Genomic DNA, 24,822 nt, shown 5'->3' with positions numbered 1-24,822 from the left:
GCAGGGCTCCGGGGTGTGCGTCGGGAGCGGGAGCTCAGCTGACCTTGATCCGGTCGTAGACGGGGACGCTGAACTGGTTCAGCTCTACGGCGCTGAGCCGTTCGGAGTAGCCCGCGCTGCCGTTCTGGTACCAGAGCGGGATCGAGGGCATCTGCGCGGCGAGGATCTTCTCGGAGTCCTGGAAGAGCCCGATGGCCTTGGCGGTGTCGGACTCGCGGTTGGCCTCGTCGACGAGCCGGTCGAACTCCGGGTCGGAGAACTTGCCGTAGTTGGAGGACGCGCCCGTGTAGTACAGCGGCTGCAGGAAGTTCTGGATCAGCGGGTAGTCGCCCTGCCAGCCGGACCGGAAGGGGCCGGTGAGCTTGAAGGCGGTCTGCTGGTTGCGGAAGTCCGCGAAGGTGCCGACCGGGTTGACGGTGCAGACGGGGCCCTTGCCGAGGGCGTTGTTGATGCTGTTGCAGACGGCGTCCATCCAGGTCCGGTGCGAGCCGGTGTCCACGTTGGAGGTGATGGTCATCTTGCCGCCGGGCAGGCCGCCGCCCTCCTCGATGAGCTGCTTGGCCGCCACCGGGTCGTAGGTGCACAGCTCCCCGCACATGTCCTTGAAGCCGCCCGCGGCACCGAGCGCGGAGGAGGTCCAGTCCTGGGCGGGGCTGCGGGTGTTCTGGAAGATCTGCTTGGTGATCTCCGGGCGGTTGATGGCCCGGGAGATGCCCTGGCGGACCTTCTCCGTGCCGGGCTTGCCCCACTGCGGGTCGTAGAGCGGGAAGGTGAGGGTCTGGATGATCAGGGCGGGCTGGTTGATGTAGCGGTTGCCGAGGTCGTTCCTGACGTTCTTGAGCTGGGAGGCGGGGACGTCGTCGACCAGGTCGAGGTTGCCGGCGATCAGGTCCGTGTAGGCGGTGTTGTTGTCGGTGTAGACCTTCAGGTCCACCCCGTCGTTCTGCGCCTTGTCCGGGCCGGTGTAGCCGTCCCAGGCGCGCAGCTGCATGGCGGTGCCCTTGGTGTACGACTCCACCGTGTACGGGCCGTTGCCCACGGGCTTGGCCAGCCAGCCGTCGTGGTCGGTGAAGAAGGACTTCGGCAGCGGGGAGAACGCCTGGTAGCCCAGGGTCTGCGGCCAGGTCGAGAACTTGTCCTTCAGGGCGACGGTGAAGGTCTTCGGGTCCTTGACCACCAGGCCGGACATGGTCTTCGCCTTGGGCTCGCCGGAGGTGGGGTGCACGTCGTCGTAGCCGGCGATGTCGGAGAAGAACGGCGCGTTGTTCTGCTTGTTGCGGACGTCCGCGGCGTAGTTCCAGGCGTCCACGAAGGACTGGGCGGTGACCGGCTCGCCGTTGCTGAACGTCCAGCCGTCCTTCAGGGTGACGGTGAAGTGCTGGCTGTCGGTGGTGTCGATCTTCGAGGCCACCATGTCCTGGGCCGCGCCGGTCTTGGGGTCGTACCGCTTGAGGCCGCGGAAGAGCATGTCGAGGACCTTGCCGCCCTGCACCTCGTTGGTGTTGGCGGGCTCCAGGGGGTTCTGCGGGTCCCCCCAGGAGGAGCTGACGATGCCGGCCCCCGCCCCGCCCGACTGGGATCCGCCGCAGGACGTCACCGCGAGGGCGACGGCCACCGCACAGACGACCCGGGTGGCGTGGGTGGCTCCGCGCATCGTGCCTCCTTGGCGCTGACTGCTCGACTGGGAGCAATGTCACCGCATGGAGGCACGATGTCACTCCAGGCGGGTCCGATTGGACCCGCGCGCCCCGCCCCTGTCACCCCTGGGGGTGCACGGTGAGCTCACCCCCGTGGTGCAACGGGAGCTCCCAGGTGTTCACCGAGAAGTGCGGGCGCATGCCGTGGGCCTCGTAGAGGGCGAGGGCTCCGGTGGCGTTGAGGGTGTCCACGCCGAGGCCCAGGGTGTCCCGGCCGCGGGCCGCGTAGAAGGCGAAGGCGTGCCGGAGCAGGTGTCCGCCGATGCCCCGGCCGCGCGCGTCCTTGCGTACGCCGAGGTGGTTGACCCAGGCCATGGTGGTGCGGTCGTCGCGGGTGAGGACGACGCCCACGTCGCCCTCGCCGGGGAGGGAGGCGATCCAGACCAGGGACCAGTCCAGGTCGCGGAAGGAGTAGTGGTCGAGCCATGCCCCGTACTCCCGGTGCACGTGTCCGAAGTGCTCGGCGAAGGAGTCCTCGACCAGGGCGTGGGCGCGGCGGCGGTCCTCCTCGCCGGTGCCGCAGTGCCGCAGGGTGAGGCCGGCGGGGGTTTCGCCGGGGCCGGCCGCCGGGTCCAGGGAGCGGACCATCACCTGGTAGCGGCGTACGGTCTGCCAGCCGCGGGCGGTCAGCAGGACGGTGTCGAGGGTGGGCTCGGTGTTGAGCTGCATGCGCAGGCTGCCGGGGACCCCGCCGGCCATCTCCGCCGCGCGCGCCTCCATCAGCCGCAGCATCCGCGCGGCGGCGTCCTGGTGCTCGGGCAGTACGTACTGGTCGGCGCCGACCAGGCCGGGCTCGCCCTCCGGCCAGACCATGCCGTAGGCGACCAGCCGGCCGCCCTCGTGGGCGAGCCAGGAGTCGGTGGCCAGGTCCACGTCGGGGTGGTTGAGGTCGGCCTCCACCTCGTGGAGGTCGGTCTCGGGGCGGCCGATCTCGATGGTGTCGACGGCGTTGAGCAGGGCGCAGATGTCGCCCGCGTCGCCGGGGCCCGCGGGCCGGACGGTCAGCATCCGTCCACTGTCCCGGGCCGCCCGCCTCCCGGACAACCCAATAAAACGCAACCGGGCCCCGCACGTACGTGCGGGGCCCGGATGGGAGGCTGCGCTTACGCACCGCCCTCCAGCGCCTGGAGCGCCGGGTCGAGGACGATGTCCTCGGCGTGCTTCTCGGTGGTGGGGTCCTCCGGGAAGTGGCAGGCCGTCAGGTGACCGGCCTTGCTGGTGGAGAGCTGCACCAGCGGCGGCTCCTGCGAGGCGCAGATGTCCTGCGCCTTCCAGCACCGGGTGCGGAAGCGGCAGCCGGACGGCGGCATGATCGGCGAGGGGACGTCGCCGGAGAGGCGGATCCGCTCGCGCTTGGTGCCGTCGAGGTCGTCCGTCTCCGGCACGGCCGACAGCAGCGCGTGCGTGTACGGGTGCCGCGGCCGGTTGTAGAGCGAGTCCCGGTCGGCGATCTCCACGATCTTGCCGAGGTACATGACCGCGACGCGCTCGGAGAAGTGCCGGACGATCGACAGGTCGTGCGCGATGAACACGAAGGCGATGCCGCGGTCCCGCTGGAGCTCCTGGAGCAGGTTGACGACCTGCGCCTGGATCGACACGTCGAGGGCCGAGACGGGCTCGTCCGCGATGATCAGCTTCGGCTCCAGCGCGAGGGCGCGGGCGACGCCGATGCGCTGGCGCTGGCCGCCGGAGAACTCGTGCGGGAAGCGGTTGAAGTGCTCCGGGTTCAGACCCACGGTCTCCAGGAGCTCGCGGACCTTCTTCTCCCGGCCGCCGGGCGGGTTGATCCCGTTGATCTCCATCGGGCTGGAGATGATCGTGCCGACCGTCTGCCGCGGGTTCAGCGAGGCGTACGGGTCCTGGAAGATCATCTGGATCTCGGACCGGATGGGCGCCAGCTTCTTGCGGCCGGCGTAGGTGATGTCCTGGCCGCGGTAGGTGATCTTGCCGGCGGTCGGCTCCATCAGGCGGGTGATCAGCCGGCCCGTGGTCGACTTGCCGCAGCCGGACTCGCCGACGAGGCCGAGGCTCTCGCCCGGCTTGATGTCGAACGTCAGGCCGTCGACGGCCTGGACCGCGCCGACCTTCCGCTTGATCGGGAATCCGCCCATGATCGGGAAGTGCTTCTGCAGCCCTTCCACGACCATCAGCGGCTCGACGGCCTTGGTGGTGGTGTTCTCGGTCATGGTCTTAGCCCCAGTCGCTGGTGATCAGCTATCAGCCCAGCCGGGGCTGAATCGTCTCGAAGAAAGCCTGCTGCTTCTGCTCCGCCGTCAGGTGGCACGCGGCCGCCCGCCCGCTCGCGAGCTGCGGGCGCTCGGAGGTGCACAGGCCGCCGGCCACCAGGTCGGTGTGCGAGCAGCGGGCGCTGAAGGCACAGCCGGGCGGCGGGTTGAGCAGGCTCGGCGGCGATCCGGGGATCGGCGTGAGCGGCTCGTTGACGTCGGAGGTCAGGCTCGGCATCGACCGGAGCAGACCAACGGTGTACGGGTGCGAGGGCTTCTGCAGCACCTCGCGGACGCTGCCGCGCTCCACGGCCCGGCCCGCGTACATGACCAGGAGGTCGTCGGCCATGTTGGCGACGACGCCGAGGTCGTGCGTGATCATGATGATCGCGGAGCCGAACTCCTGCTGGAGGTCCTTGAGCAGGTCGAGGATCTGCGCCTGGACGGTCACGTCGAGGGCCGTGGTCGGCTCGTCGGCGATCAGCAGCTCGGGGTTGCACACCAGGGACATGGCGATCATCGCGCGCTGGCGCATACCGCCGGAGAACTGGTGCGGGTAGTCGTCCACGCGGCGCTTGGGGTCGGGGATGCCGACCTTGCCGAGCATCTCGATGGCCCGGTCCCGGGCCTCCTTCTTGCTCGCTCCGGTGTGCTTGCGGAACGGCTCGGAGATCTGGCGGCCGATGGTGTAGTACGGCGACAGGGCGGTGAGCGCGTCCTGGAAGATCATCGCCATCTTGTCGCCGCGGAGCGTCTCCAGCTCCTTGTCCTTCAGGTCGGTCACTTCCTGACCGTCCAGCCGGATGGAGCCGGTGATGTTGGTGGTCCGCGGGTTGTGCAGGCCCAGCACCGTCAGGTTGGTCACCGACTTGCCGGAGCCGGACTCGCCCACGATGCCCAGCGTCTGGCCGCGCTTCAGGTCGAAGGACAGGCCGTCGACCGCCTTGACGATGCCGTCCTCGGTCGAGAACTGGACCCGCAGGTCGCGCACCGACAGGAAGGCGTCGGACTCGGTCGGAGCCGGGACGTCCTCGGTCTTGGTGAGTGTGGTCACGGTCGTACTCCTAGGCCAGACGCACGCGCGGGTCGATGACGGCGTACAGGGCGTCCACAACGATGTTGAAGAAGAGGATGAGCGCGGCGCTGAACACCATGACGCCCATCGTCAGCGGCAGGTCCTTGTCCTTGACCGACTCCACCGCGAGGCGGCCGATGCCCGCGAGACCGAAGGTGTACTCGGTGACGACGGCACCGCCGAGCAGCGCGCCGAGGTCGATGCCGAGGATGGTCACGATCGGGATCAGCGAACCGCGCCAGGCGTACCGGAAGAAGACGTACCTGTTGCTCATGCCCTTGGCACGGGCGGCGCGGACGTACTCCTCCTGCAGCTGCTCGATCATCGTCGAGCGGGCCATGCGCGTGTAGTTGGCCGTGAAGATGACGGACATGACCAGCCACGGGATCAGCAGACCCATGAACCAGCCGCCGAAACTCTCCGAGAACGGCACGTACTTGGGCTTCTCCAGCCAGCCGGTGCTGTAGACGAAGATGCCGAGGACGACCGGGCCGAGGAAGTAGATCTGGAGCGAGGACAGGACCAGCGAGGCGCTGGAGAAGGTCTTGTCGATCCAGGTGCCCTTGCGGGCCGCGGCGATCATGCCGGCGCCGAGGCCGACGATCAGGAAGACGATGAGGCCGCCCACGGACAGCGAGATGGTCAGCGGGAGGCGGTCGACCAGGGTGGGCCAGATCATCTGCCCGTTGTCGAAGGAGACACCGAAGCAGGGAGCGGCACAGTGGCCGACGGAGAAGTCGCGGCCGGCGAAGATGCCGACCATGTAGTCCCAGAACTGGACGGGGACCGGCTGGTCCAGGCCCATGTTCTTGTGGATGATTTCAAGGGCGTCCGGCGTGCAGTTCTTGCCGCAGGCCAGCAGGGCGGGATCCTGCGGGATGGCGAAGAACATGAAGAAGGTGAATGCGCTGATCAGGAACAGGATCAGCACTGCGCCGAACGTCCGGCGAAGAAGGAATTGAAGCATGGGGTCGCTGCTCTCAGGACGGCGGCGTGAGGGGTCGATGGGATCGGACCGGTGCCCCGGGGGTGTGCGGACCGCCGTCCGCACACCCGCCGGGGCTTCGGCCTGAGAGTGTTAGCTCTTCAGGAAGACGCGCGTGACGTCGATCGCGCTCAGGTCGTTCGAGTAGCGGGCGCCACCGACGTTCGAGCCCTGGATCTGCAGCGACTTGGTGAAGTACAGCGGGGCGGCCGGGTTGATGCGCTCCACGATGTCGTGGTGCAGCGCCGTCCACGCCTTCTGGGCCTCGGCCGGGTCGACGATCTTCTTCGCAGCGGCGATCGCCTCGTTGACCTTCGGGTCGTTGATGTGCGAGTAGACGGAGGAACCGTCCTGCAGCTGCTTGCCGTCGTACAGCGGCGGGATGACGGTGGAGGCGGACGGCCAGTCCTGGCCCCAGCCGGTCATGTAGAGGTCCAGACCGTTGTCGACCTTGCCGACCTGCTCGTACCAGGTGGCGCCGTCGATCTCCTTCTTCTGGACGTCGATGCCGATCGCCTTCAGGCGGTCGGCGATGACGACGGCCTGCTGCTGGCGCTTCGGGGTGTTGGCGTACGCGTAGGTCAGCTTCAGACCCTCGGCGCCGGCCTCCTTGATGAGCTTCTTGGCACCCTCGATGTCACCGTTCGGGGTCTTCGCCTTGCCGAAGGGGTCGTAGTCCTTCTCGAAGCCCGGGGTGGTCGGGGAGATGAGGCCGGTCGCGACCTCACCGCCGTACGCACCGCCGTCCGGCTGGTAGACGTTCTTGTTCGGCATGGCCATGGCGATGGCGTCGCGGACGCGCTTGTCCTTGACCCGGTCCAGGTTGAAGTTCAGCTGCCAGACGTAGGGCTGGTAGCCGGAGATCGTCCGGGCCTTGGCGGCGGCGTCGTTGACGACGTTCTGCACCTGGGTGGTGGCCACGGTGCCGGTCAGCTGGATGCCGTTCTTGGCCTCGTCGCGGTCGGCCAGGATCGCCTTGGTCTGGGCCTCGTCGTCCTGGTTGAACGCGATGTTGAAGCCGTCGACGTACTGGTGGCGGACCGAGTCGGTCTTCGCGTCCCAGTTCTCGTTCTTGACGAGCTTCATCTCCTTGCCCGGCTTGAAGTCCGCGATCTTGTAGGGACCGAGGGCGACCGGGGCGGTGTCGTACTTCTCCTTGGTGTCCGTCTTGGCGGGCACGATGGAGTAGCCGGTCATCGCCAGGGCCTGCGGCAGGTCGGCCTGCGGCTCCTTGAACTTGAAGACGATGGTCTTCGCGTCCGGGGTCTCCAGGACGTCGTTCGGCAGGTGCTGGCCGTTGTACGGGCCCTCCGGGAGCGCCTTGCGGTACGTGGTGCCCTCGCCGGACAGCCAGTTCTGCAGGTAGAGCGGGCCGTCGGTGACGAACGGGGCGTAGAGGCGCTCGACCGTGTGGCGGACGTCCGCCGAGGTGATCGCGTTGCCGTTCTGGTCCTTGACCCCGTCCTTGAGGGTGAAGGTCCAGGTCTTGCCACCGTCGGTGGTCTTGCCGGAGTCGGTGGCGAGGTCACCGACGACGGTCATCTTGCCGGTCTCGTCCTCCTGGTACTGGGTCAGGCCACGGTGGATGAGGCGGCCCAGGATGCGGGCGTCGGAGACGTAGCTCTGCGCCGGGTCCAGGTGGGAGAAGTCGTCCGTCTGGTAAACGGCCACGGTGCCGCCGGGGCGGGCGCCGGGAACGTCGGCGGCCGGGCCGGTGGACGCCTTGGCGTCACCGAAGGCGACGGCCGCGGACTGCTTGGCGGCGTCCTCCTTCGTCTTGCCCTGGGTCTTGGAGGTGTCGCTCTTGTTGTCGTTGCCACCGCAGGCGGTCAGGACAAGCGATCCCGCCGCAACCGCGATGACGATCGCGGTCGCCTTGCGCGTGCCGAAGATGCTCATGGTGATGAGTACCTATCTGTAGGTAGTGATCCAACTGTGCTGCCTGACACCCCGCATGACGGATCGTCAAGAGGTTCGTCAATCGGGTGTGCCGGGGCGGCAGCTGTCCCGCTGCAGTGACGTCAGCGACCGGACTTCGGGTCGAACGCGTCCCGTACCGAGTCGCCGAGCAGGTTGAAGGCGACGACGAAGACGACCATCGCGATACCCGGGTAGAACATGTACGCCGGGTCCTGCTCGTAGATGCCGGCGCCGATGGCGAACATCCGGCCCCAGTCCGGGGTGGGCTCGACATAGCCGACGCCCACGTAGGAGAGGAAGGCCACCGAAAGGATCGTGGAAGGCAGCATGAGCGTTGCCTGCACGAGGATCGGCGTCACCAGGTTGGGCAGCAGCTCCTTGCGGATGATCCGCCACGGAGAAGCGCCCGCGATCTTGGCCGCCTCGACGAACTCCCGCTCGCGCAGGGAGAGCGTCGCGGCACGGATCAGACGGGACAGGCCCATCCACCCGAGGAAGGAGAGCACGACCACGATCGCTGAGGCGCGCAGCGCGGTCGGAGTCTCCTCGTCCGGCTTGACGAAGGCGGCCACCACCACCGGCATCGAGGCGATGAAGAACAGCTGGCTGGGGATACCGAGCATGAAGTCGGTCAACCGGCCGAGCCAGTAGTCCACCTTCCCGCCGTAGTACCCGCCGACCAGGCCGATCAGTACACCGATGACGACCATGACGATCGTCGCGATCAGGGCCGTGAAGATCGACGTCCGCATGCCGTACAGCAGCTGCGTGAAGACGTCTCGGCCCAGAACCGGCTCGATGCCGAACCAGAACTCGCCGGAGGCACCTCCGAACGAGCCCACCGGCATGCTGAACTCATCGAGGAGTCCTTCGGCGTTCTGCCCGTACAGCTCGTACGGGTTCTTCCCGTACAGGTTGGCAATCACCGGTGCGAGCAGCGATACGGCGAAGAAGAACAGGACGGTGAACGCGGAGATGACTCCGGCCTTGTCCCGCTTGAATCGCCGCCACATGAGCTGCCCGGGGGACAGCCCAGCGGGGTCCTTGGCCTTCGAGGCGTCCTTGGACGGCTCCTCGACCAGGACGTTGGGTGCTGCCGCACCCTCAGTCTGCGCAGGGCTGGTCACGATCGCGTCGCCCCCAGAGCGATCTCAGTCGCGCGCGTGACCCAGTTGGCGCTTGTGGCACCACGCATGGGGTCCTCCTCATGAGTTCACTTGTCACTACGTGAGGGGCACTCAGAGGGATCGCCGACACCCCTGACGGCTGGTTCCCAAGTACCCCAAGTGTGCTCGTGAGTCGGCACTCCCCACAGTGCGTGACCCATTGACCCGAGCTCATTGGAGCCATCCTCAGGGACGGTCTCAGCCGAAACCACACCTTGCCGGTCTCGTTTTCACAACATCACCTCACCCCAGAAAACCGAAATCCGGACAAAGAGAGCAGAGACAGACACGCCCGAAACGGACTGTTAGCACACCTTCCGGAGTGTGACGACCGTTATCCGGACACCTGAACGAGATAATCCGTTTGACAAAAGAAGACAGCCCCCCTACCACGTATCACCGTGGCAGAGGGGCTGTGAGCAGGCAATAAGAACCTGACGAAACCCTCGGAGGAGGCTCCTGAGCCGGCTACGGGCCGGTCACAGGGCCTACTCGGCTACTTGGCGGACTTCGCGCGCGAGGCGGTGCGCGAACGCTCCTTCTGGTCCAGGACGACCTTGCGGATGCGGACGGCCTCCGGGGTCACCTCGACGCACTCGTCGTCGCGGCAGAACTCCAGGGACTGCTCCAGGGAGAGCTTGCGCGGCGGGACGATCGCCTCGAAGGAGTCGGCGGAGGCGGAGCGCATGTTGGTGAGCTTCTTCTCCTTGGTGATGTTCACGTCCATGTCGTCGGAGCGCGAGTTCTCGCCGACGATCATGCCCTCGTACACCTCGGTGCCGGGGTCGGTGAACAGCACGCCGCGCTCCTGCAGGTTGGTCATCGCGAAGGCGGTGACCGCACCGGCGCGGTCGGCGACCAGGGAGCCGTTGTTGCGGGTCTGCAGCGCGCCGAACCACGGCTCGTGGCCCTCGTGGATGGAGTGGCCGATGCCGGTGCCGCGGGTCTGGGTCAGGAACTCCGTACGGAAGCCGATCAGGCCGCGGGACGGGACGACGAACTCCATGCGGACCCAGCCGGAGCCGTGGTTCGACATGTTGTCCATGCGGCCCTTGCGGACGCCCATGAGCTGGGTGACGGCGCCCATGTGCTCCTCGGGCACGTCGATGGTCATGCGCTCGACCGGCTCGTGCACCTTGCCGTCGACGTCCTTGGTGACCACCTGCGGCTTGCCGATGGTCAGCTCGAAGCCCTCACGGCGCATCTGCTCGACCAGGATGGCCAGCGCGAGCTCACCGCGGCCCTGGACCTCCCAGGCGTCCGGGCGCTCGGTGTCCAGGACGCGGAGCGAGACGTTGCCGATCAGCTCGCGGTCCAGGCGGTCCTTGACCTGGCGGGCGGTGACCTTGCGGTCCTTGACCGCGGTCTTGGCGTCGGCGCCCTTGCCGGAGCCGCCGCGGCCGACCATCGGGGAGGTGTTGGTGCCGATGACCATGGAGATGGCCGGCTCGTCCACCGTGATCAGCGGCAGCGCGATCGGGTTCTCCGGGTCGGCCAGGGTCTCGCCGATCATGATGTCGGGGATACCGGCGACGGCGCAGATGTCACCGGGGCCCGCGACCTCGGCCGGCTTGCGGGTGAGCGCCTCGGTCATCATCAGCTCGGTGATGCGGACGTTGGAGATCGAACCGTCGCGCTTGATCCAGGCGACGGTCTGGCCCTTGCGCAGCTCGCCCTGCTCGACGCGGAGCAGCGCGATACGGCCGAGGAAGTTGTCGGCGTCCAGGTTGGTGACGTGGGCCTGGAGGGGGGCCTCCTCGTCGTACACCGGGGCCGGGACGTGCTCCAGGATGGTGGAGAAGAACGGCTCCAGGTTGGTGGAGTCGGCCGGGACCGTGCCGTCCTCGGGCTTGGTCAGCGACGCGATGCCGTCACGGCCGCAGGCGTAGACGATCGGGAACTCGATCTGGTCCTCGTCGGCGTCCAGGTCCAGGAAGAGGTCGTACGTCTCGTTGACGACCTCGTCGATCCGGGAGTCCGGACGGTCCGTCTTGTTGATGCAGAGGATGACCGGCTTCCGCTGCTGGAGCGCCTTGCGGAGCACGAAGCGGGTCTGGGGCAGCGGACCCTCGGAGGCGTCCACCAGCAGAACGACGGCGTCGACCATCGACAGACCGCGCTCGACCTCGCCACCGAAGTCGGCGTGGCCGGGGGTGTCGATGATGTTGATCGTGATCGGGGCCCCGCCGTCCTTGGGGTGATACTTCACCGCCGTGTTCTTGGCGAGGATCGTGATGCCCTTCTCACGCTCCAGGTCGTTCGAGTCCATCATGCGGTCGTCGAGCTGCTGGTGGGCGGCGAAGGCACCGGCCTGCTTCAGCATGGCGTCGACGATGGTCGTCTTGCCGTGGTCGACGTGGGCGACGATGGCTACGTTACGGATGTCGTGGCGCGTGGGCACTGCGGCGCTTCTCCCGGGATCGTGGATGGCGTCACGTACGGCCTGGTACGCGAGCCTTCGCCGGGCGGAAAACCTGCCACGGCCTTACCCCATGGTACGTCGCGCGGCGCGATCCGCCCGCCGGGGGGTCTGTCAAGAGGCCGGACGGCTGAGTGCGGGGTGGGCCGTCGGGGCGGGTGCGATCAAGGGGAAAAGCGCCGGGGACTTGGCGGAAAAGCGGTGGTGAAGCCGTGGTGGAGCGGTGAGGAGCCGGGTCAAGGGGCCGGTCACGACCTTGCCCGCCGGTGTTCCGGCGGGCAAGGGATTTGAGTCACATCTGAGCTGGTGACCGTGGAGTTCATACGGGCTGCACGGGACCGCTACTTGTTCTTCCCGTTCTTTTCCTTGGCCGCGGCGGGCTTCTTCCAGCCGATGTCCTGGTACCGGGGGGTGCCGAGACCGAAGGCGCCGGCGTTGACCACGCCCGGCCTGGAGCCCACCAGCTCCGGGCGCTGGTAGAGCGGAATCGATCCGGCAACCGCCCAGATCCGGGCGTCGGCCTTCTGGATCAGCTCCCGCGCCTGGGCCTCGTCCAGCTCGCCCACCGCCTGGTCGAACAGCTGGTCGATGCGGTCGGTGCCGACCCGGGTGTAGTTCTGCTCCACCAGCAGCGAGCCGTCCGCCGCCGGCAGCGGCTTGGCGTAGATCGGCCGGGCGTCGGTGGCCGGGAAGGCGGTCGTCGGCCAGGAGTACAGGGCCAGGTCGTACGCGCCGGAGGCGATGTGGTCCTTGAAGAAGCTCTCGTCGGAAACCTTGGTCAGCTCGGTCTTGATGCCGATCGCCCGGAGCATCTGCGAGATGCGCTCGCCGACCGCCCGCAGCGGCTCGGAGCCGGCCCCCGAGGGGAGCACGAACTTCAGGCTGAGCGGCTTGCCGTCCTTGGCGAGCACGCCCGTGGCACCGGCCGCGGCCTGCTTGGCCGGGGCCCCGCTGGCCTTGCCTGCGTCCTCTGCCTCCTTGGCCCCGTTCGCGTCCTTGGCGTCGCCGTCCCGGGCGGGGTTCCGCTTGCCGTCGTCGGCGGTGTCGGCCTGCGTCAGCAGGGGCGCGTCGTGCTGCCCGCCGAGCGGGGCGGGCGCGAGCACGGTGTCCGGGCCGGGTCCGGGGCGGCCCGGGCGGTCCGCTCCGCCGGAGGCCGCGCCGGCCTGGCCGTTGCCCGCCTGCCCTGCCTGGCCCGCCTGGCCCGGGTCGTACTGCTCCGGCGCGGCGAAGCGGTCCGCGTCGACGATCTCCCCGTCCGGCCCGTACGGGACGGCCTCGGGCCGCGCCGGCCCCTCCGGCAGCCCCTCGCTGCCGCCCTCGGGCCCGAACTCGTCACCCGGCTCCGCGGGGCGGGCGGGGTTCGCGGCCGCCGCCGCACGGGCGCCCTGGAACGCGGCCCCGAGCACCGGTGCGGCCCTGCCGAGCCGGCCGACCGCCGCCTGGTCCGCCGCCGTACGGGCGCCCTGCGCGGCCGAGGACAGGTCCCCGTTGCGCTGGTCGCTCTGCCCCACGATGTACAGGCCGTCGTTGCCGGTGCCGCTGCCCGGTCCCATGCCCTCGCCCGTGCGCGGCAGCTGCTTGGCGTCGTCCTTCTTCTCCGCCGTACCGCCCGCCTTGGTGCCCGCCGGGGCGTCGCCCGAGGCGCCGCGCCGCCAGCCGGCGTCCGCCAGCAGCGCCTGGGCCTCCTTGGTGTCCTGCTTGCCCAGCGCCCCGCTGTTGTCGGTGTACCCGCGCTGCCCCGCCAGCGCGAGGTGGCTGCCCACCGGCTTGGCCGGCAGCCCCAGCGGCTTCAGCACGATCTCGGCCAGGGCCTGCCGGTCCAGCGCCCGGGCGATCGCCCGGCGCACCCGCTCGTCGGTCAGCGGCCCGGACGCCCCGTTCAGCGCCAGCTGGGTGTACGCGGGCTCCAGGGACCTCCGTACGGTGAAGCCGCGCAGCGCCTTCTGCTCGGCTGCGTAGCGCTGCACCGCCTCCGCGCCGTCGCGCCGCGCCTCCCGCTCCGCCGCCGCCTTCTCCTCGTCCGCGCCGTGCGCCAGCGCCCACGAACGCATCGCCTCGGCGGGGGTCACCGAGGTGCCGGGACCGTGCGCCGGGGCACCCTGCCCGGCGGCGCCGCCCTGCCCGGCCCCGTCCTGCCGGGCCGCCTCCTCCTTGGCCGCGTCCCGCTTGGCGAGCTCGATCCGGCCCAGGCCCGCCCGGTCGAGTTCGGCCAGGTCCACCTTGCCGGAGGCCAGCGCGGAGGCCCGCTCGGCCCGCGGCACGGCGGTCAGCACCAGGGTGTCCAGCTTGGCCGGCGCGCCCCACCAGCGCGGGCTGCGGGCCAGGGTGACCGTGCCGGCCTTCTTGTCGACGGCGCCGACGGCGAACGGTCCCGCCGTCACCTTCAGGGCCTCCCGCGCACCCTCGTTGAACGCCTCCGGCTTGGAGGTGACCTGCCTCGGGTAGAGCGGCGAGAACAGCGACTGCCAGTCGGCGTACGGCTTGGCGAAGGTGACCCGGACCTCCAGGTCGTTGGCGCCGCGCTCGATCTTCTCGATCCGGTCGTAGCCGGCGTTGCGGGCCGTCCAGTACGCCGAGTCCTTGCCGTTCAGGGCCCGCCACTGGGCGACGAAGTCGGGCGCACCGATCTCCCGGCCGTCGCTCCACACCGCCTTCTGGTTCAGCTTGTACAGCACGACCTGCTTCGGCTCGCGCGCGACGACCTCGGCCTTCTCCAGGTAGTCCGGATTGGCGGCCGGCCGTCCCTTGGCGTCCAGCGTGAACAGGTGCGGCAGCACCGCCCCGGCGATCCGGGACGTGGTCGCGTCCGCGTCCGCCTGGTAGGCGTTCAGCGTCCCCGGCACGGAGTCCACCGCCCAGCGCAGCACCCCGCCGTCGGTGACCTCCGCGCGCACGGTCGACGCGATGTCCGGACCGGCGGAGACGGGGCCTCCGTCCTCCTCGCCGGAGCTGCAGCCGGCCAGCAGCGGCAGTGCCAGGACGCCCGAGGTCAGGAGCGCCATGGAGGCCATGGATCTGCGCCTTCTCTGGCTCTGGGACATGGGTGGTACCTCCGGGGCGAGCGGGGCGTGGGGGTTCGCGTACGTGATCACGTACGGAGATCACGTACGGCGGTATATGGAGCTGATCACACTGGTGACGGGACCCACTGAAATCGACGCGGGGCCCCGGGGGCGGCAGCCGGACCGCGCCACGCCGCGAACCCCACCCGTGCGGACCAATCCCGGTACGGCAGGGCCGCGCGTTCCCCCGTGGGAGGGATGACAATGGGAGCAGGGAGGGGCGCACAGATCAGGCCCGTGCGCCCGGAATCGCTGCACGTCCCTTCACAACCGGGGACGGGAGGAGCGACACTCGCAGGCGCACTTGGGCGTTGCCACCGCAACCTGCGGAAGTGAGGGCAAGTCATGTCCCTGCAGGACGATTTGAATGCCGTACGCCGCAACCTCGACGAGCTGAGCCGCAAGGTGGAGCAGCTCGAACAGAAGGCCGCCCGGCAGCGCGGGGAGGAGCAGGGCGCTTCCGCGCCCCCCGCCTCGTCCAGGATGGTCCCCGTCCCGGACACCCCGTACGACAGTTCGCTGTGGACGGACACCGATGACGAGGGCCTGGGCGCCCAGGACCGTCGGGCACCCTGATTCCGCAGCCGTAACCTTCCGCCTTACCCCCATCAGGCCCAGCCGCCGCACTCCGCGCACGGCTGGGTCTCCTGGGCCACCCCTGACCACTCCTCCCGGAGTTCACTTTGGCCACAGGCACCGAACCACCCCAGCAGCTGACCGGCGTCCACGACGCCTCCCGGGCCGCGATCCCGGCCCGGCACCTCCGCACCGACCGCTGGTGGCTGGCCCCCGCCGCCACCGCGGCCGGGCTGCTCGCCTTCATCGTCTACTCGACCTGGCGGGCCTTCGCGAACGCCGACTACTACGCGGCGCCGTACGTCTCGCCCTTCTACTCCCCGTGCCTCGCGGAGAACTGCGTCCCGATGAAGGGCGGCCCCAACTGGGAGATCTTCGGCAGCTGGTGGGTGCTCTCCCCCGCCCTGCTGATCCTGGTCTTCCCGCTCGGCTTCCGGCTGACCTGCTACTACTACCGCAAGGCGTACTACCGGAGCTTCTGGTCCTCGCCGCCCGCCTGCGCGGTGGCCGAGCCGCACGCGAAGTACACCGGTGAGACCCGCTTCCCGCTGGTCTTCCAGAACATGCACCGCTACTTCTTCTACACGGCGCTGCCGGTGGCGGGCATCCTCACCTACGACGCGGTGCTGACCTTCCGCAACGACCAGTACGAGTGGGGCCACATGGGCCTCGGCACCCTGATCTTCCTCGTCAACACCGTGCTCATCTGGGCGTACACCCTCTCGTGCCATTCCTGCCGGCACATCATCGGCGGCCGGCTGCGGCACTTCTCGCAGCACCCCGTGCGCTACCGGCTGTGGGGCTGGGTGGGGAAGCTCAACTCCCGTCACATGCAGCTCGCCTGGGCCTCCCTGATCACCGTGGCGCTCTGCGACTTCTACGTGTACCTGCTCGCCACCGGCGCATTCAACGACCCGAGGATCTTCTGACATGGCTCAAGTCGACCGGCAGCAGTGGGACGTGGTCGTGGTCGGCGCGGGAGGCGCCGGCCTGCGCGCCGCGATCGAGGCCCGCGAGCAGGGCGCCCGTACGGCCGTGATCTGCAAGTCCCTCTTCGGCAAGGCCCACACGGTGATGGCCGAGGGCGGCATCGCCGCCTCCATGGGCAACGTCAACGAGGGCGACAACTGGCAGGTGCACTTCCGCGACACCATGCGCGGCGGGAAGTTCCTCAACCAGTGGCGGATGGCCGAGCTGCACGCGAAGGAAGCACCCGACCGGGTCTGGGAACTGGAGACCTGGGGCGCGCTGTTCGACCGTACGCCCGACGGGCGGATCTCCCAGCGCAACTTCGGCGGGCACGAGTACCCGCGGCTCGCGCACGTGGGCGACCGCACCGGCCTGGAACTGATCCGCACCCTCCAGCAGAAGATCGTCCAGCTCCAGCAGCAGGACTTCCGCAAAACCGGGGACTACGAGTCCCGGCTGAAGGTCTTCCAGGAGTGCACGGTCACCCGCGTCCTGAAGGATGGCGAAAAAGTCTCCGGAACGTTCTGCTACGAACGCGAATCCGGCCGTTTCTTCGTCCTGGAGGCCCCGGCGGTGGTGCTGGCCACCGGCGGCATCGGCAAGTCCTTCAAGACCACCTCCAACTCCTGGGAGTACACCGGCGACGGCCACGCCCTGGCCCTGCTCGCCGGAGCGCCCCTGCTCAACATGGAGTTCATCCAGTTCCACCCGACCGGCATGGTCTGGCCGCCGTCGGTGAAGGGCATCCTCGTCACCGAGTCGGTCCGCGGCGACGGCGGAGTGCTCCGCAACAGCGAGGGCAAGCGGTTCATGTTCGACTACGTCCCGGACGTCTTCAAGGAGAAGTACGCCGAGACGGAGGAGGAGGGCGACCGCTGGTACGAGGACCCGGACCACAACCGGCGTCCCCCGGAGCTGCTGCCCCGCGACGAGGTGGCCCGCGCCATCAACTCCGAGGTCAAGGCGGGCCGCGGCACCCCGCACGGCGGCGTGTTCCTGGACGTCTCCACCCGTATGCCCGCGGAGCGCATCAAGCGCCGCCTCCCCTCCATGTACCACCAGTTCAAGGAACTGGCGGACGTGGACATCACGGCGGAACCCATGGAGGTGGGCCCCACCTGCCACTACGTGATGGGCGGGATCGCCGTCGACTCCGACACGGCGGCGACCGTGGGCGTGCCGGGCCTGTTCGCGGCCGGCGAGGTCGCGGGCGGCATGCACGGCTCGAACCGGCTGGGCGGCAACTCCCTGTCCGACCTGCTCGTCTTCGGACGCCGGGCCGGACTGCACGCGGCGGACCACGCCGCCTCGCACGACCGCCCCTCGGTCGACCAGGCACAGGTGGACGAGGCCGCGGCCGAGGCCCTGGCCCCCTTCCACGCGGACGAGGGCGCGGAGAACCCGTACACGCTCCACCAGGAACTCCAGCAGACCATGAACGACCTCGTCGGGATCATCCGGCGGGAGGGCGAGATGCAGCAGGCCCTGGGCAGGCTGCGCGCCCTGCGGGTCCGGGCCGCCAAGGCCGGGGTCGAGGGCCACCGCCAGTTCAACCCGGGCTGGCACCTGGCCCTGGACCTGCGGAACATGCTGCTGGTCAGCGAGTGCGTGGCGCGGGCCGCACTGGAACGCACCGAGAGCCGCGGCGGCCACACCCGCGAGGACTGCCCCGCCATGGACCGCGACTGGCGCCCGGTCAACCTGGTCTGCCACCCCGTCTCCCCCGTGCCCGCCGACCCGGCGGCCGACCGCATCCGGCTGGTCCGCCAGCGGACCGAACCCATCCGCCCCGACCTGCTCGCCCTCTTCGAAAAGGAGGAGCTGGTCAAGTACCTCGCCGAAGAGGAGCTCTACGAGTGACTGCGACTGACACCGGAGCCGGAGCCGGAACCCCGACCGGACGGGGCTACGAGGCCCGATTCCGCATCTGGCGGGGCGACGCGGAGGGCGGCGAACTGCGGGACTTCCGCGTCGAGGTGCACGAGGGCGAGGTCGTGCTGGACATCGTCCACCGCCTCCAGGCCACGCAGGCGGCGGACCTGGCGGTCCGCTGGAACTGCAAGGCGGGCAAGTGCGGTTCGTGCAGCGCGGAGGTCAACGGCCGCCCGCGCCTGATGTGCATGACCCGCATGTCGACGTTCGACCGCTCCGAAACGATCACGGTCACCCCACTCCGTGCCTTCCCCGTCATCCGCGACCTGGTCACGGACGTCTCCTTCAACTACCAGAAGGCGCGGGAAGTCCCGGCGTTCGTCCCGCCCCAGGGCCTGGCCCCGGGCGAGTACCGGATGCAGCAGGTGGACGTGGACCGCTCGCAGGAGTTCCGGAAGTGCATCGAGTGCTTCCTGTGCCAGGACACCTGCCACGTGGTCCGCGACCACGAGGAGAACAAGCCGGCCTTCGCCGGCCCCCGCTTCCTCATGCGCGTGGCCGAGCTCGACATGCACCCCCTGGACGCGGCCGAGGCCGAGGGCCTGGACCGCAAGCGGACCGCCCAGGAGGAGCACGGCCTGGGCTACTGCAACATCACCAAGTGCTGCACGGAGGTCTGCCCGGAAGGCATCAAGATCACCGACAACGCCCTGATCCCCCTCAAGGAACGAGCGGTCGACCGCAAGTACGACCCCCTGGTCTGGCTGGGCTCGAAGATCACCCGTCGCAAGAGCTGAGGGCTGCGGGCTCCGGCCCGCCCACTGTCCCCACGCGGAACGGGGGCGGGCCGGGGGTTTCCCACCCGCCCCTGCCCGCTGCGACCGGACGGAGTCCGGGAGGAGCGGGCAGGGGCGGGTGGGGCCGCCGGTCGTGTCGCCCGCCCTCGGGGAGCCGACCGGGTGCGTCAGGGGCGGTGAGCTGCCACCGGCCGACCCCGGTCGCGGGGGTAACAAATCCCTCATACGCTCCCAAATGTGATGCCGCTGTGAAGCCGCCGAGGAGCTCGATCGCCAGGATCGCCGTTCGGGCTGGCCTCAGGGCCGCCATCGTGCTGCTCGGGGCCGGGACACTGGCCTCCACAGCGCTCACCTCCACCACCCTCGCCGCACCCGCCACCCTCGCCGCACCCGCCGACGACCCCGTCACCCTGAACGCACAGGGGCAGATCACCGACCGGGTCGGAGCCCTCGGCGACCGGACGGACGAGGTCGCCGCCGCCCTCGACAAGCTGTACGCCGACCGGCGGATCCAGCTCTTCGTCGTCTACGTCCGCGACTTCTCCGGCCGCTCCGCCCAGAGCTGGGCCGACGCCACCGCCGAACGCAACGGCCTCGGCCAGAACGACGTCCTGCTCGCCGTCGCCACCGGGGCGCGCCAGTACGCCTATTCGGCGGCCGTCGACTCCGGTTTCACCCCGGAGCAGCTGGCCGACGTCGCGCGCACCGCGATCGAGCCGCCACTGCGGCAGAACGACTGGGCGGGTGCCGCCATCGGGGCGGCCAACGGATACTCCGCCGTCCTCGGCGGGCAGCCGATCCCCGTCCCCACCATCACCCCCGGCCCGGCCGACCCCGGCGGCGGCGCGGAGGACGACGGCGGGGACAGCGGCGTCGGGGAGAGCGGCGTCGGGGACTACGTGCTGCCGGTGGTCGCGGTCGGCGCGGCCGGGGCACTGGGCGCGTACGCGTACGCGCGCAGCAAGCGGCGGAAGGGCCGCGGCGGCCCGGAGCGCGGGACCACCGGGTGGGGTGAGCACGCCGCCGGCGGACTGCCGCTGCCCGAGCTCGACGCCCGGGCGAAGGCCCTGCTCGTGGAGACCGACGACGCGGTCCGCACCAGCACCGAGGAACTCGGCTTCGCCACGGCCCAGTTCGGCGAGGAGGCGGCCGGGCCGTTCCGGGTGGCGCTGGACCGTGCCAGGGACGAGCTGACGCACGCGTTCCGGCTGCGCCAGCAGCTGGACGACGCCTATCCGGAGGACGACGCCACCCGGCGCCGGATGCTCGACGAGATCGTGGCCCGGTGCTCCGGGGCGAGCCGCCGCCTGGACGCCGAATCGGACGCCTTCGACCGGCTGCGCGACCTGGAGAAGAACGCCCCGCAGGCGCTTGCCACGGTGGAGGAGCACTACCGGGCCCTGTCCGGGCGCACCGTCACCGCCGAGGCCACCGTCACCGCGCTGTCCCGCCGGTACGCCGACTCCGCCGCCGCACCCGTCGCCTCGAACCCGGAACAGGCCAAGGACCGCCTGCTGTTCGCCGGATCGAACCTGGACGAGGCACGGACCACGGTCGGGGCGGGCGACAACAGCCGGGCCGCCGTCCACGTCCGGGCGGCCGAGGGTGCGGTGGACCAGGCGGCGACCCTGGTGGACGCGGTGGAGCGGCGCGCACAGGAACTGGCCGAGGCGGCCGGGAAGCTGGACGGGGCGCTGGCCGAGGCGGACGCCGACCTGGCCGACGCCCGGGGGCTGATCGGCGGGACGCCCGAGGGGGTGTCGACCGCGGACCTGCGGGGCCGGATCGGCCGGGCGGAGGCCGTGCTGGCCGACGTACGCGGGCAGCTGGACGGCGGCCGGTACGACCCGATCGACGCGCTGCGCCGGGTGGAGGAGGCGGACGCCGCCCTGGACGAGGCCCTGGCCGGCGCGCGGGAGCGGGAGACCTCGGACCTGCGGGCCCGGTCCCTGCTGGACCAGGCGCTGCTGTCCGCGCGGAGTGCGATCGGTGCGGCCGCCGACTACGTCACCACCAGTCGGGGCGCGGTCGGGTCCACGGCCCGGACCCGGCTGGCGGAGGCACAGCGGCATCTCCAGCGGTCCTCGGAACTGGCCGGGTCGGACGCATCGGGTGCGCTGGCGGAGGCACAGCGGGCGGACGCGCTGGCACGGGAGGCGCAGCGGCTGGCCGAGCAGGACGTACGGGGGTACGAGAACCCGTACGCCGGCCGGCAGCCCGGGGGCGGCGGGACGGGCGGCGCGGGCGGCATGGGGGGCATGAACGGCGCGGTGCTCGGCGGGATCATCCTGGGCGAGATCCTGCGCGGCGGCGGGCGGGGAGGCGGCTTCGGCGGTGGTTTCGGGGGTGGTTTCGGGGGCGGGGGCTTCGGCGGCGGGGGGGCCGGCGGCGGCTCCGGTCCGGGGCCGGGTTCCTTCGGGGGCGGCGGCACACGGGGCCGGATGGGCGGTGGCGGCCGCTTCTGACACGTCTTCATCCGATGGGCCGCGAGCCATCGGCCACAAGCCATCAGCGACGAGCGATCAGCGATCAAAGACCAGCCAGCAAGGAGCAGTACGCATGAGCAAGCAGAGCATTCTCGGCCGGGTCGCCCAGCTCGCGAAGGCCAACATCAACGCGTTGCTGGACCAGGCGGAGGACCCGCAGAAGATGCTGGACCAGCTGATCCGCGACTACACGGACAACATCGCGGAGGCGGAGCAGGCGGTCGCCACCACCATCGGCAATCTGCGGCTGCTGGAGCAGGACCACCGGGAGGACGTGGACGCGGCGAAGGAGTGGGGCGACAAGGCCCTCGCGGCGAGCCGCAAGGCGGACGGGCTGCGGGCCTCCGGGTCGACGGCGGACGCCGACCGGTTCGACGGCCTGGCGAAGGTGGCGCTGGGCCGGCAGCTCCGGTCGGAGAAGGAGGCGGCGACGGCCGAGCCGGTGATCGCCGCCCAGACGGAGGTGGTGGACAAGCTGAAGGCCGGGCTGGACTCGATGAAGGACAAGCTGTCCGAGCTGAAGGCGAAGCGGGACGAGCTGGTGGCACGGGCCAGGACGGCGGCCGCGCAGAACACGATGATGGACGCGGTCAAGAGCATCGACGTGCTGGACCCGACGAGCGAGATCAGCCGCTTCGAGGACAAGGTGCGCCGGGAGGAGGCGCGGGCGCTGGGCAAGCAGGAGTTGGCGGCGTCCTCACTGGACGCGCAGTTCGAGGCCCTGGACGACATGGACCGCACCGCGGAGATCGAAACCCGCCTGGCCGCCCTGAAGCGCGCGGCATAGCGGGTTCCCCGCGGTGCGGAACGGGTTCGCGCGGCATGGCGGGTTCCCCACGGTGCGGAACGGGTTCCGCACCGCGTCCGGTCACCCGTACATGTTCAGCAACTGCTCCGCCGAGAGTTCCGCCGTCACCTCCGTGCCCACCCCCGGCAGCGGCAGTTCGAACCACACCGTCTTGCCCCGGTGGGTACGCCGCGTGCCCCAGCCGGCCGACAGCAGGCCGACGAGCTGGAGGCCGCGGCCGCCCTCGTCGGTGTCGCGGGCGCGGCGCCGTCTGGGCTGGACCAGGTTGCCGTCCCAGACCTCGCAGACCAGGGTGCGGTCCAGCAGCAGCCGGAGCCTGATCTCGCCCTCGCCGTACCGGAGGGCGTTGGTCACCAGTTCGCTGACCAGCAGCAGGGTGGTGTCGAGGAGGCCCTCCAGGCCCCAGGCGGGGAGCTTGGCGCGGGCCAGTTCGCGGGCCCGGCCCACCGAGCGGGCCTCCCTGGGCAGCTGCCAGTCGCCGACCGCGTCGTTGGGCAGGCCCTGGACGCGGGCCATGAGCAGGGCGATGTCGTCCTCGCCGTGCCGGGTTTCCAGGGTGGCCAGGACGTGGTCGGCCACGTCCTCCAGCGGGCGGACCGGGTCGGCGAGCGCGTCCCGCAGGCCGAGCAGCCCTTCCTCCAGGGGGTGGTCGCGGGATTCGACCAGGCCGTCGGTGTAGAGGGCGAGCAGCGCGCCCTCGGGGAGCTCCACTTCGACCTCCTCGAAGGGTTCGCCTCCTACGCCGAGCGGCATGCCGGGCGGGACCTCCAGGAGCAGGCCGGGGCGCGGGGCGGAGCCGGGCTCGCCGGGTTCCACCAGGACGGGGGGCATGTGTCCGGCGTTGGCGATGGTGCAGCGCCGGGTGACCGGGTCGTAGACGGCGTAGACGCAGGTGGCGAGGTAGACCTCGGAGAGGTCGGCGTCCCGGGACTGCAGGGCGGCCCGGGAGGGCTGCCGGCCGCCGCCGGGCGCGCCGAGGCCGCGGGCGACCTCGTCGAGCGCGGCGAGCACCTCCGCCGGTTCCAGGTCCAGCAGGGCGAGGGTGCGTACGGCGGTGCGCAACTCGCCCATGGCGACGGCGGCCCGCAGGCCGCGGCCCATGACGTCGCCGACGACCAGTGCGGTGCGGTGTCCGGGCAGTTCGATGACGTCGAACCAGTCGCCGCCGACTTCGGTGGCGGTGTTGCCGGGAAGGTAGCGGCAGGCGATGTCCAGGCCGGCGGCCTCGGGGTCGCCGGGGGGCAGCAGACTGCGCTGGAGGATGAGGGCGCGTTCGTGTTCGCGCCGGTAGAGGCGGGCGTTGTCGATGCAGACGGCGGCGCGGGCGGCGAGTTCGGCGGCGACGGCCCGGTCGCGTTCGCCGAAGGGTTCGCTGCCCTTGGTGCGGGAGAACTGGGCGAGTCCGACCACGGTGTCGTGGGCGACCAGCGGGACGACCAGGGTGGACTGCACGAGGGTGGACCGGACGAGGCCGGGGCCGCCCTGGTCGCCGCCTTCGAGCAGCCGGGGGCGGGCGGTGCGCAGGGCGAGGGCGCCGGGGCTGGCGGCCGGGTAGCGGTGGGTCTCCCCGACGGCGACGGGCGGGCCGGACAGCGGGGCGTCGGAGACGGCGCTGGCGAAGGCGACCCGGCGCAGCGGGGCGGAGGGGGCGCGACCGGAGCCGCGGCCGGGGAGGCTGGGACGGCCGGGGCCCTGGGGGCGGGCGGGGCGGTCGTCGTCGCCGAGCAGGAGACCTTCGTAGAGGTCGACGGAGGCGAGGTCGCAGAAGCCGGGGACGGCGACGTCGAGGAGTTCGCGGGCGGTGGTCTCCAGGTCGAGGGAGTTGCCGATGCGGTGGCCGGCCTCGTTGAGCAGGGCGAGGTTGCGGCGGACGCCGGCGGCCTCGCGGGCGGCGAGGTGACGGCGGGTGACATCGGTGCCGAGGCCGGCGACGCCGACGGGGCGGCCGGAGCCGTCGTGGACGCGGTAGAGGTTGATGGACCAGTGGCGGTGTTCGCGGCTGCCGGGTGCGGCTCCGCTGATCTGGAGGTCGGTGACGGCGTCGCCGGTCTCCAGGACCCGCCGCAGGGCGGTGGTCATCCGGTCGGCTTCGCGTTTGGGCAGGTAGTCGTGGACGGTGCGGCCGCGGTGGTCCTCGGCGACGCCGCCGAAGACGGTGGCGAAGCGGCGGTTGGCGCGCTGGACGGTGAGGTCGGTACCGAAGAGGAGGAAGCCGAAGGGAGATTGTCCGAATATTGCCTGCGAAGCCGCCAGATCGGATTCGATCCGGCGGAGTGCGCGTACGTCGACCACGACGCAGAGCGCCGCCCGCTCGCCGGTCTCGGTCTCGGTGGGCATGACGTAGATCTCGGCCACGCCGTGCCGGCCGGAGCCGTCGGGCATGCGGAACGGGATCAGGCCCGTCCATTCCTTGCCGTCGAGTATTTCGGCGACCTTGCGGTGGCCGTCGGCGCGCAGTTCGGCGGGCATGAAGGCGTCGACCGGGTCGCGGCCGACGGCCTGGGCGGGGGTCAGCCCGAAGAGTTCCCCGGCGCGCAGGCTCCACTGGTCGATGAGTCCGTCGGGACCGATCGAGAAGGACGCGACCTTGATGAAGTCATATATCGAGCCAGGCGGGCTGCTGTGCCACAACGAGTCGTGCCACGTCTCCCGGGGCATGCGGGCCTGATGTGCCTGCGCAGGTATCTCGCTCACGCGACCGTCCCCTCCAGCTCACCGCAACCGGACCGGCCATGACCGAAGTATTCAGCACCACGGGCATGCCT

16 protein-coding genes are annotated in these 24,822 nt (G+C 70.4%); 6 read left to right on the top strand and 10 right to left on the bottom strand.

Annotated elements, in window-relative coordinates; genetic code table 11:
* Positions 1 to 34: 34 nt before the first annotated feature.
* The 9 genes from AB0O36_RS24355 to AB0O36_RS24315 all read right to left on the bottom strand — a co-directional run bounded on the left by AB0O36_RS24355 (position 35) and on the right by AB0O36_RS24315 (position 14,489).
* Positions 35 to 1,654, bottom strand: coding sequence for an ABC transporter substrate-binding protein (locus AB0O36_RS24355; RefSeq protein ID WP_365113977.1), 1,620 nt, complete (start codon positions 1,652 to 1,654; stop codon positions 35 to 37).
* Between the two features lie 103 nt (positions 1,655 to 1,757).
* Positions 1,758 to 2,705: a GNAT family N-acetyltransferase gene (locus AB0O36_RS24350; protein ID WP_365113975.1), complete on the bottom strand. Its 948-nt coding sequence runs from the start codon at positions 2,703 to 2,705 to the stop codon at positions 1,758 to 1,760.
* A gap of 95 nt (positions 2,706 to 2,800) precedes the next feature.
* The gene (locus tag AB0O36_RS24345) at positions 2,801 to 3,883 is read right to left on the bottom strand and encodes a dipeptide ABC transporter ATP-binding protein (RefSeq protein WP_365113973.1); all 1,083 of its coding nucleotides are present in this window, start codon (positions 3,881 to 3,883) and stop codon (positions 2,801 to 2,803) included.
* 31 nt (positions 3,884 to 3,914) lie between these two features.
* Positions 3,915 to 4,976 carry an ABC transporter ATP-binding protein gene (locus AB0O36_RS24340; RefSeq protein ID WP_365113971.1) on the bottom strand — a complete coding sequence of 354 codons (1,062 nt, stop codon included), beginning with the start codon at positions 4,974 to 4,976 and terminating at the stop codon, positions 3,915 to 3,917.
* 10 nt (positions 4,977 to 4,986) lie between these two features.
* A complete protein-coding gene (locus AB0O36_RS24335) occupies positions 4,987 to 5,964 on the bottom strand; it encodes an ABC transporter permease (protein WP_365113969.1) in 978 nt (325 codons plus the stop codon).
* Between the two features lie 111 nt (positions 5,965 to 6,075).
* Complete coding sequence (locus AB0O36_RS24330; RefSeq protein ID WP_365113968.1) at positions 6,076 to 7,881, bottom strand: ABC transporter substrate-binding protein; 1,806 nt, start codon at positions 7,879 to 7,881, stop codon at positions 6,076 to 6,078.
* Positions 7,882 to 8,003: 122 nt separating this feature from the next.
* Positions 8,004 to 8,984 carry an ABC transporter permease gene (locus tag AB0O36_RS24325; RefSeq protein WP_365114068.1) on the bottom strand — a complete coding sequence of 327 codons (981 nt, stop codon included), beginning with the start codon at positions 8,982 to 8,984 and terminating at the stop codon, positions 8,004 to 8,006.
* A 580-nt stretch (positions 8,985 to 9,564) separates the two neighbouring features.
* Positions 9,565 to 11,469, bottom strand: a complete 1,905-nt coding sequence (gene typA, locus AB0O36_RS24320; RefSeq protein WP_365113966.1) for a translational GTPase TypA — start codon at positions 11,467 to 11,469, stop codon at positions 9,565 to 9,567.
* 359 nt (positions 11,470 to 11,828) lie between these two features.
* Positions 11,829 to 14,489 (bottom strand): ABC transporter substrate-binding protein, encoded by a 2,661-nt coding sequence (locus AB0O36_RS24315; protein ID WP_365114066.1) that lies wholly within the window; start codon positions 14,487 to 14,489, stop codon positions 11,829 to 11,831.
* Positions 14,490 to 14,894: 405 nt separating this feature from the next.
* Between AB0O36_RS24315 and AB0O36_RS24310 the strand changes: the two genes are divergently transcribed.
* The 6 genes from AB0O36_RS24310 to AB0O36_RS24285 all read left to right on the top strand — a co-directional run bounded on the left by AB0O36_RS24310 (position 14,895) and on the right by AB0O36_RS24285 (position 22,036).
* Entirely contained in the window at positions 14,895 to 15,125 is a 231-nt protein-coding gene (locus AB0O36_RS24310) for a hypothetical protein (RefSeq protein WP_365113965.1), read from the top strand.
* A gap of 107 nt (positions 15,126 to 15,232) precedes the next feature.
* Positions 15,233 to 16,054 (top strand): hypothetical protein, encoded by an 822-nt coding sequence (locus tag AB0O36_RS24305; RefSeq protein ID WP_365113963.1) that lies wholly within the window; start codon positions 15,233 to 15,235, stop codon positions 16,052 to 16,054.
* Position 16,055: 1 nt separating this feature from the next.
* Entirely contained in the window at positions 16,056 to 17,954 is a 1,899-nt protein-coding gene (locus AB0O36_RS24300) for a fumarate reductase/succinate dehydrogenase flavoprotein subunit (RefSeq protein WP_365113961.1), read from the top strand.
* Positions 17,951 to 18,763, top strand: coding sequence for a succinate dehydrogenase/fumarate reductase iron-sulfur subunit (locus tag AB0O36_RS24295; protein WP_365113959.1), 813 nt, complete (start codon positions 17,951 to 17,953; stop codon positions 18,761 to 18,763). Before AB0O36_RS24300 ends, AB0O36_RS24295 begins: the two co-directional genes overlap by 4 nt.
* A 332-nt stretch (positions 18,764 to 19,095) precedes the next feature.
* Positions 19,096 to 21,228, top strand: coding sequence for a TPM domain-containing protein (locus AB0O36_RS24290; protein WP_365114064.1), 2,133 nt, complete (start codon positions 19,096 to 19,098; stop codon positions 21,226 to 21,228).
* A gap of 94 nt (positions 21,229 to 21,322) precedes the next feature.
* A complete protein-coding gene (locus AB0O36_RS24285; RefSeq protein WP_365113957.1) occupies positions 21,323 to 22,036 on the top strand; it encodes a PspA/IM30 family protein in 714 nt (237 codons plus the stop codon).
* Between the two features lie 81 nt (positions 22,037 to 22,117).
* Here the strand turns inward: AB0O36_RS24285 and AB0O36_RS24280 are convergent, their stop codons facing one another.
* Positions 22,118 to 24,715, bottom strand: coding sequence for a SpoIIE family protein phosphatase (locus AB0O36_RS24280; RefSeq protein ID WP_365114062.1), 2,598 nt, complete (start codon positions 24,713 to 24,715; stop codon positions 22,118 to 22,120).
* Positions 24,716 to 24,822: the final 107 nt, after the last annotated feature.

The organism is Streptomyces sp. NPDC089799 (genome assembly GCF_040684755.1).
GTDB lineage: Bacteria > Actinomycetota > Actinomycetes > Streptomycetales > Streptomycetaceae > Streptomyces.
The sequence above is the reverse complement of the archived record's forward strand: the minus strand, read 5'-3'. Positions and strand labels throughout refer to the sequence as shown.